Origin of the sequence: Pseudomonas sp. Je.1.5.c, from assembly GCF_051129895.1 — a bacterium.
Classification (GTDB): Bacteria; Pseudomonadota; Gammaproteobacteria; order Pseudomonadales; family Pseudomonadaceae; genus Aquipseudomonas; species Aquipseudomonas urmiensis.
The window spans coordinates 59,076-66,501 of sequence record NZ_JBCPSP010000033.1 but is presented as its reverse complement, the minus strand read 5'-3'; the positions used below and the strand labels follow the sequence as shown (position 1 = coordinate 66,501).

The following is a 7,426-nucleotide window of genomic DNA, read 5'->3' as shown; positions in this document are numbered from 1 at the left end:
CTCCCACGCGGGAGGTCGAGTTGCGTGGGAGCGGGCTTGCCCCGCGATGAGGTGAAAATGATTAGCGTTTGGCCAGGCTCAGCTGCTGGTCTTTAGGCAGCACTCGCTTGGCCACTACATAGTGCTTCTGCCAATACGGCTTGCTCAGTTGATCGATGCTCACTCGCTTGCCACGGCGCGGCGCGTGGATGAAGCGGTCGTTGCCCAGGTAGATGGCAACGTGATTGACCCGGCGGCTCTTGATGTTGAAGAAGATCAGGTCGCCAGGCTTGAGATCGCTGCGTGCCACCTTGACCCCGTGGCCTTGGGCCATGGCATTGGAGGTGCGCGGCAGATCGACGTCAGCCACGTCGTTGAAGGCATATTTGACCAGCCCGCTGCAGTCGAAGCCTTTACTCGGGCTGCTGCCGCCCCAACGATAAGGGGTACCCAGGACATTGACGGCGCGGCTGAGCACATCGCTGCTTTGCTTGGCCGACATGGCGACGGCAGGCAAGCCGTCACGAGCCTTGGCGGCATTGCTTGGGCGAGCACGCAGGGTATTGGCATGCTTGACCGGGGCGCGCTTCACGGTGGCGTTGGTGGTGTAGCCAGTGAAGCCGTTGGGAAGACGTTGCTCACGGTTGGTGGCGTGGGCGGCCAGGGGCAATAATAGGCAGAGGGTCAGCCATGTCTTGAACAAAGGCGGCATAGTTGAAGCTCTTGATATGTTTGAATTAGGTATTGGCGCGCAACTTTATAACAGCTTTTTGCTCAAAAAATGATCCGTTGGTCGACTGGCAGGGTGCCACACGTCGACTTCACACGAAAAAGTCACATTTTTTCTTGGAAAATTTTTGGCTAAGCCACGAGGGCTAAGAATGAACAGTTATCAACAAGGGGCGCCGTTTCACGACACCCACAGCAAGGTCCTCGGCTATTTGCTGTGGATTTTCGGCTTCACCGGCTCGCACCGGTTCTACTACGGCAAGCCGATTACCGGGACCATCTGGTTCTTCACCTTGGGGCTGCTCGGAATTGGCTGGCTGATTGACCTGTTCCTGATCCCGTCGATGGATCGTGAGGCCGATATGCGCTTTCAGGGCGGGCGGGTGGACTACAACCTGGCCTGGATCCTGTTGACCTTCCTCGGCATCTTCGGCGCGCACCGGCTGTACCAGGGCAAGTGGATCAGCGCGATCATCTACTTCTTCACCGGCGGGTTGTTCCTGCTGGGTGTGCTCTACGACTTCTGGACGCTGAACCGGCAGGTTTCCGAAGTCAACGCCGGTAGAGCTTAAGAAAAAGGCCTTGTCGCACGGGAGCGGCAAGGCCTTTTTCATTACTGGCGGGTCTGTCGCTGCTGCAAGAGCAGGTTGCTGAACCCTGCGCCGGCCAACTGCTTCTGCGCCACGGTCAGCTGTTCGCGGTTGCTGAACGGGCCGACCAGGACCCGGTACCAGGTCTCTTCCTTGACCGTTCCCGACTCCACCTTCACCGCCTGGCCGAGCAGAATGATCTGCGCGCGGACCTTGTCGGCATCGGCCTGCTTGCGGAACGAGCCGGCCTGGAGGAAGAACAGGGTGGTCGCAGCCGGCTTGATTACCGGTGGCGCCGGCGGCGGGGTTTGCCCCAGCAGCGCAGCCTGGGCGCGAGCGGTATCGATCTTGGCCGCTTCCGCCGGCGTCACGGGGGTGACCGGTTGGGCAGGCACGGGCGGTGTTTTCTCCGGCACCGCTTCAGGCGGCACGATCACTTCCGACTCTGGCAGCAGGGTATAGAAGTCGTACTTCGGCTTGACCGGCTGCTGTGGCGTCGGGGCGGTATTTTTCGCCGTTTCGGCGACTTTGGCCGGCTTCTGCTGTTCAGGCTTGGCGCGCTTGATGTCATCGCCGCCGGGCTCAAGCTTCATCAGGAAGACGATGAACGCGCCCACGGTGAGGCCGACCGCCAGCCAAACCCAGCCTGGGATCGGCTGTTTGGCCGGCGCCTGTTGACGGCTGGCGCCGCGCTTGGGTGCGGGTTTTTTCTTGGCAGCCAACTTACATACGCTCCAGGGTTTCCAGGCCGAGCAGCTCCAGGCCTTGCTTGAGCGTACGACCGGTCAGCGCAGCCAGGCGCAGGCGGCTTTGCTGCTGTTCGGCAGTTTCGGCAGAGAGGATCGGGCAGTTCTCGTAGAAGCTGGAGAACAAACCGGCGATGTCGTACAGGTAGCTGCACAGCACGTGTGGAGTGCCTTTTTCAGCCACGTTGTTGAGCACTTCGCCGAACTGCGCCAGGCGCGCCGCGAGGTCCTGCTCGTGAGCTGCCTGCAATACGATCTGGCCGTCGACTTCATCGTAGCCCTTGCCCAGTTTGCGGAACACGCCTGCCACACGGGTGTAGGCGTACAGCAGGTAAGGCGCGGTGTTGCCTTCGAAGTTGAGCATCAGTTCGAAGTTGAAGCTGTAGTCGCTGGTGCGGTGCTTGGACAGGTCGGCGTACTTGACCGCGCCGATGCCAACCACTTCAGCGATATGGCGCAGCTCGTCTTCGGCCAGGCTCGGGTTCTTTTCCTTGACCAGGGCGTAGGCACGCTCCTTGGCTTCGGTGAGCAGGTCGATCAGCTTGACGGTGCCGCCGTCACGGGTCTTGAACGGACGGCCATCGGCACCGTTCATGGTGCCGAAGCCCATGTGTTCCATTTGCATCGGGTGGCCGACGAAGCCGGCACGACGGGCCACTTCGAACACTTGGTTGAAGTGCAGGGCCTGGCGCTGGTCGACGAAGTACAGGGCGCGATCGGCTTGCAGGGTGTTGCTGCGATAGCGCACAGCGGCCAGGTCGGTGGTGGCGTACAGGTAGCCGCCGTCGGCCTTCTGCACGATCACTGGCAGCGGTTCGCCTTCGGCATTCTTGAATTCGTCGAGGAATACGCACTGGGCGCCTTGGCTCTCGACCAGCAGGCCCTTGGCCTTGAGGTCGGTGACGACGTTGGCCAGGTCGTCGTTATAGGCACTCTCGCCCATCACGTCGGCCATGGTCAGTTTGACGTTGAGTAGCTCGTAGGTCTTCTGGCAGTGCGACAGCGAGATGTCTTTGAAGCGCGTCCACAAGGCCAGGCATTCCGCGTCGCCAGCTTGCAGCTTGACCACCAGGCCACGGGCGCGGGTGGCGAACTCTTCGGACTCGTCGAAGCGCTTTTTCGCCGCGCGGTAGAAATTCTCCAGGTCCGACAGCTCGTCGCTGGTGATCGGGTTTTCTTCCAGGTAGGCCATCAGCATGCCGAACTGCGTGCCCCAGTCGCCAACATGGTTCTGGCGGATGACGTTGTCACCGAGGAACTCCAGCACGCGGGCAACGCTGTCGCCGATGATGGTCGAGCGCAGGTGGCCAACGTGCATCTCTTTGGCAAGGTTTGGCGCCGACATGTCGATGACGACTTTCTCGGCCGGGCCGGCCTTGCGCACGCCCAGGTGGGCGTCTGCCAGGGCGGCGTCGAGGCGATTGGCCAGGGCGTCGGTGTTCTGGAAGAAGTTGAGGAAGCCGGGGCCGGCGATCTCGACCTTGCTGATGTCGGCGCTGGCAGGCAGGGCGGCGATCAGTTTGTCGGCCAGGTCGCGCGGCTTCATGCCGGCTGGCTTGGCCAGCATCATGGCGATGTTGCTGGCGAAGTCGCCGTGGGTCTTGTCACGGGCGTTTTCCACCTGGATCGCCGGCGTCAGCCCTTCAGGCAGCACACCGTCGGTGACGAGTTGGGTGAGGGCTTGCTGGATCAGCTGGCGAATGGTGTCTTTCATGAGATTCTCTTTTCGACCGCAAGCGCGGCGGGGCGCTTCGATGCGCAGGTGGAAAAACTGAGCATTATCCGTGGCTGGGCCGCGGTTGCCAACCTTTCAGGGCATGTCCGGCTGAGCGGGTGCCGTGTGGGAGCGGGCTTGACCCGCGATTGCGGAGGTGAACGATGCTTGGTAATCGCGGGGCAGCCCGCTCCCACGGCGTCAATAGAGATCGACTGGATCCACGTCTAGCGACCAGCGTACTTGGCGCCCTGCTGGCATCTGCTCCAACACTAGCAACCAGGCACTGATCAGTCGATGCAAGGGCGCCCGGGCATTGGCCTGGAGCAATAGTTGCGCGCGAAAACGCCCCGCTCGTCGCTCCATCGGGGCGGGCACCGGGCCGAGCAGTTCGATGCCTTGCAGGCCTTGTTCCGCCACGATGCGCTCGGCAGCGCTGCACGCCTCATCGAGGAACCCTTCGGCCTGGCCTGGCTTGTGCGCTTCGGCGCGCAGCAAGGCGAGGTGGGCAAACGGCGGCAGGCCGGCAGCGCGGCGCTCGCTCAGCGCTTGCTCGGCAAAGGCGAAGTAGCCTTGCTCGGTCAGTTGCACCAGCAAGGGATGCTCGGCCAGGTGGGTCTGGATGATCACCTTGCCGGGCTCTTCGGCGCGACCGGCGCGGCCCGCGACCTGGACGATCAGCTGAGCCATGCGTTCGCTGGCGCGAAAATCGCCCGAGAACAGCCCGCCGTCAGCATCGAGAATGGCCACCAGGGTCACCCGAGGGAAGTGGTGCCCCTTGGCCAGCATCTGGGTGCCGACCAGGATGCTCGGTTGGCCACGCTGGATGGTGGTGAACAGGTTGTGCATGGCGTCCTTGCGCGAGGTGCTGTCGCGGTCGACGCGCAGGACTGGGTAGTCCGGGAACAGAATCTTCAACCGCTCCTCGGCGCGTTCGGTGCCAGCGCCTACCGGCCGCAGGTCGACATGCGCGCACTTGGGGCACTGCAGCGGCAGCCGCTCGTCGTAACCGCAGTGGTGGCAGCGCAGCACATTGGAGCGCTGGTGCACGGTCATTCTCGCATCGCAGCGCGGGCATTCGGACAGCCAGCCGCAGTCGTGGCACAACAGGGTCGGGGCGAAGCCACGACGGTTGAGAAACACCAGCACCTGCTGCCCGGCTTGCAGGGTCTGGCCGATGGCCTGCTGCAAGGGGCCGCTGATGCCGCTGTCCAGCGGCCGGCTGCGAACGTCCAGACGCATGAAACGTGGCTGCCGGGCGCCGCCGGCGCGTTGATTCATGCGCAGCAGGCCATAGCGCCCGGTATGGGCGTTGTGCAGGCTTTCCAGCGACGGCGTGGCGGAGCCGAGCAGGATCGGGATGTTTTCCTGGTGTGCGCGTACCAGCGCCAGGTCGCGGGCGTGATAGCGCAGGCCTTCTTGCTGTTTATACGAGCCGTCGTGTTCTTCGTCGATGATGATCAGGCCGGGGTTTTTCATCGGTGTGAACAACGCTGAGCGCGTGCCGATGATGATATCGGCCTCGCCGTCGCGGGCCGCCAGCCAGGCATCCAGGCGCTCGCGGTCGTTGACCGCCGAGTGCAGCAGCGCGATGCGCGCGTTGAAGCGCTGCTCGAAGCGCGCCAGGGTTTGCGGGCCGAGGTTGATCTCCGGGATCAGGATCAGCGCCTGCTTGCCGGCCTCCAGGGTTTCGCGGATCAGTTGCAGGTAGACCTCGGTCTTGCCGCTGCCGGTGACCCCAGCGAGGAGAAATGCGTGGAAACTGCCGAAGCCGGAACGCACGGCTTCGAATGCGGCCAGCTGCTCTTCGTTGAGCGGCAGTTCAGGCTGGGCCAGCCAGTGTTCATGGCGCGCGGCTGGCAGGTGCCGGCGTACTTCGAGCTGGACCAGCTCCTTGGCCAGCAGCAGGTCGAGGCTGTCTTTGTTCAGCCCCAGCTTGCTCAACAGGCTATGAGCCACGCCGTGCGGGTGCTGGGACAAGGTCTTGAGGGCATCACGCTGCCGCGGTGCGCGGGCGATGCGCGGGTCTTCCAGGCGGGCGCCCGGGGTCACCTGCCAGAAGCGCTCCTGGCGTATCTCGGCCGGCTCGCCCTGGCGCAGCAGCACCGGCAAGGCCCAGCTCAAGGTGTCGCCCAGGCTGTGCTGATAGTACTGGGCAGTCCACAGGCACAGCTTGAACAGTGCTGGCGGCAGCGGTGAGACCGGGTCGAGCAGGGCGCTGGCGGGCTTGAGTTTGTCGGCGGGCACTTCGCTCTTGTCGCACACCTCCACCAGCACGCCGATCATCTCGCGCCGGCCAAATGGCACCCGAAAGCGCATTCCCGGCGTCAGCGGCAGGCGCGCCATCGCGGCCGTGGCCCGGTAGTCGAACAGGCGACGCAGGGGCGAGGGCAGGGCAAGGCGCAGGATGACGTCGGACACGCAGAAGGTCTCTGAAGGGCATTTGGGGACGGGTACGGAATGCGCCGAGCCTAGCAGACGACAGTCGGTGCAAGCGACAACTTGCGCTGAGGCTGAGCTCTGGTATTATTCGCCGCCTAATTACGTGCGGTATTCAACAATAGGTGTTGGGTGGCGGCACGCAGCTCGAGGAAGTGACCATGAAAGCAGATATTCATCCGAACTACGAAGTAGTTGCAGTCACCTGCAGCTGCGGCAGCAAATTCGAAACCCGTTCGACCCTGGCCAAGCCGCTGGCGATCGACGTGTGCTCCCAGTGCCACCCGTTCTACACTGGTAAGCAGAAAGTCCTGGACACCGGTGGTCGCGTACAGAAGTTCGCCGATCGCTTCGGTATGTTCGGTACCAAGAAGTAATCATGCGCATGGCGAATCCTTCGGGTTTCGCGCTGCTGCTAAAAAAGGCGCCCCTTGTGGGCGCTTTTTTTGTGGGCGCGATCTGGCAGTTGCCAGCCCTGGCGTTTTGTCCGCTGCCTGAGCAGCCCCAACGGGTAGCCGTTCGCCAGGTGGTGGATGGCGATACCCTGCGCCTGAACGACGGGCGCAGCGTGCGCCTGATTGGCATCAACGCCCCTGAGATCGGCCGCAAGGGGCGCACCAGCGAGCCCTATGCCGAGGCGGCCAAGCGGCGTCTCCAGGCCTTGGTGAAAGCCAGTGATGGCCAGGTGGGCTTGGTCCCTGGGGTAGAAGCCAAGGACAAATATGGGCGGACCCTGGCCCACATCTACGGCAAGCGTGGCGACAATTTCGAGGCTGTGCTGCTCAGTGAGGGGCTCGGCTATCGCGTTGCAGTGGCCCCTAATGTCAGCCTTGCCGGCTGCCAGCAGGATGCCGAACAGGCTGCCCGCGCTGTCCGTGCAGGGCTTTGGCGGCAATCACCGGTGCAGCGCGATCGCGATATCCAACAATCGGGCTTTGCGGTTATCGGCGGCAAAATTCAAGGTATCCAGCGCAATCGTGGTGGAGTCTGGTTGGAACTCGACGATGCTCTGGTGCTGCAAGTACCCGCTCGTCTGCAACGCAACTTCCCCGCCAGCTTCTTCGATAACCTCAAAGGGCGCCAGGTCGAAGCGCGCGGCTGGGTGCTGGATCGTTCCCGCAAGGGTGGTTTGCAGCCCGGACAGCGGCGCTGGGTTTTGCCGCTGACCGACCCGAGCATGCTGGAGCGCACTTCTGACTAAAAAATTGTAGACATTTCAATATTGGATT

General features: G+C 62.9%; 7 protein-coding genes. 3 read left to right on the top strand and 4 right to left on the bottom strand.

Translation table 11 applies throughout. From position 1 onward, the window contains the following. Positions 1 to 61: 61 nt before the first annotated feature. Positions 62 to 691, bottom strand: a complete 630-nt coding sequence (locus AAZU54_RS20640) for a C40 family peptidase (RefSeq protein ID WP_186556562.1) — start codon at positions 689 to 691, stop codon at positions 62 to 64. A gap of 169 nt (positions 692 to 860) precedes the next feature. Here AAZU54_RS20640 and AAZU54_RS20635 point away from each other — a divergent pair, with 169 nt between their 5' ends. Then, a complete protein-coding gene (locus AAZU54_RS20635; RefSeq protein WP_312151405.1) occupies positions 861 to 1,280 on the top strand; it encodes a TM2 domain-containing protein in 420 nt (139 codons plus the stop codon). A gap of 41 nt (positions 1,281 to 1,321) precedes the next feature. Here AAZU54_RS20635 and AAZU54_RS20630 read toward each other — a convergent pair whose 3' ends face one another. The 3 genes from AAZU54_RS20630 to AAZU54_RS20620 form a co-directional block, all read right to left on the bottom strand. Next, on the bottom strand, positions 1,322 to 2,020 hold the full coding sequence (locus AAZU54_RS20630; protein ID WP_434727593.1) for an SPOR domain-containing protein: 699 nt from the start codon (positions 2,018 to 2,020) through the stop codon (positions 1,322 to 1,324). A 1-nt stretch (position 2,021) separates the two neighbouring features. Beyond that, on the bottom strand, positions 2,022 to 3,758 hold the full coding sequence (gene argS / locus AAZU54_RS20625) for an arginine--tRNA ligase (RefSeq protein ID WP_434727592.1): 1,737 nt from the start codon (positions 3,756 to 3,758) through the stop codon (positions 2,022 to 2,024). 201 nt (positions 3,759 to 3,959) lie between these two features. Then, on the bottom strand, positions 3,960 to 6,179 hold the full coding sequence (locus tag AAZU54_RS20620) for a primosomal protein N' (RefSeq protein WP_186556566.1): 2,220 nt from the start codon (positions 6,177 to 6,179) through the stop codon (positions 3,960 to 3,962). A gap of 179 nt (positions 6,180 to 6,358) precedes the next feature. Here AAZU54_RS20620 and rpmE point away from each other — a divergent pair, with 179 nt between their 5' ends. Together rpmE and AAZU54_RS20610 are read left to right on the top strand one after the other, a co-directional pair. Continuing rightward, the gene (gene rpmE / locus AAZU54_RS20615; protein ID WP_029614303.1) at positions 6,359 to 6,574 is read left to right on the top strand and encodes a 50S ribosomal protein L31; all 216 of its coding nucleotides are present in this window, start codon (positions 6,359 to 6,361) and stop codon (positions 6,572 to 6,574) included. A gap of 2 nt (positions 6,575 to 6,576) precedes the next feature. Then, the gene (locus AAZU54_RS20610; protein WP_434727591.1) at positions 6,577 to 7,398 is read left to right on the top strand and encodes a thermonuclease family protein; all 822 of its coding nucleotides are present in this window, start codon (positions 6,577 to 6,579) and stop codon (positions 7,396 to 7,398) included. Positions 7,399 to 7,426 lie beyond the last annotated feature (28 nt).

Coding starts and splice junctions, on each gene's coding strand:
- argS (WP_434727592.1), bottom strand. CDS start 3,758: ATGAAAGACACCATTCGCCAGCTGATCCAGCAAGCCCTCACCCAACTC.
- rpmE (WP_029614303.1), top strand. CDS start 6,359: ATGAAAGCAGATATTCATCCGAACTACGAAGTAGTTGCAGTCACCTGC.
- AAZU54_RS20610 (WP_434727591.1), top strand. CDS start 6,577: ATGCGCATGGCGAATCCTTCGGGTTTCGCGCTGCTGCTAAAAAAGGCG.
- AAZU54_RS20640 (WP_186556562.1), bottom strand. CDS start 691: ATGCCGCCTTTGTTCAAGACATGGCTGACCCTCTGCCTATTATTGCCC.
- AAZU54_RS20635 (WP_312151405.1), top strand. CDS start 861: ATGAACAGTTATCAACAAGGGGCGCCGTTTCACGACACCCACAGCAAG.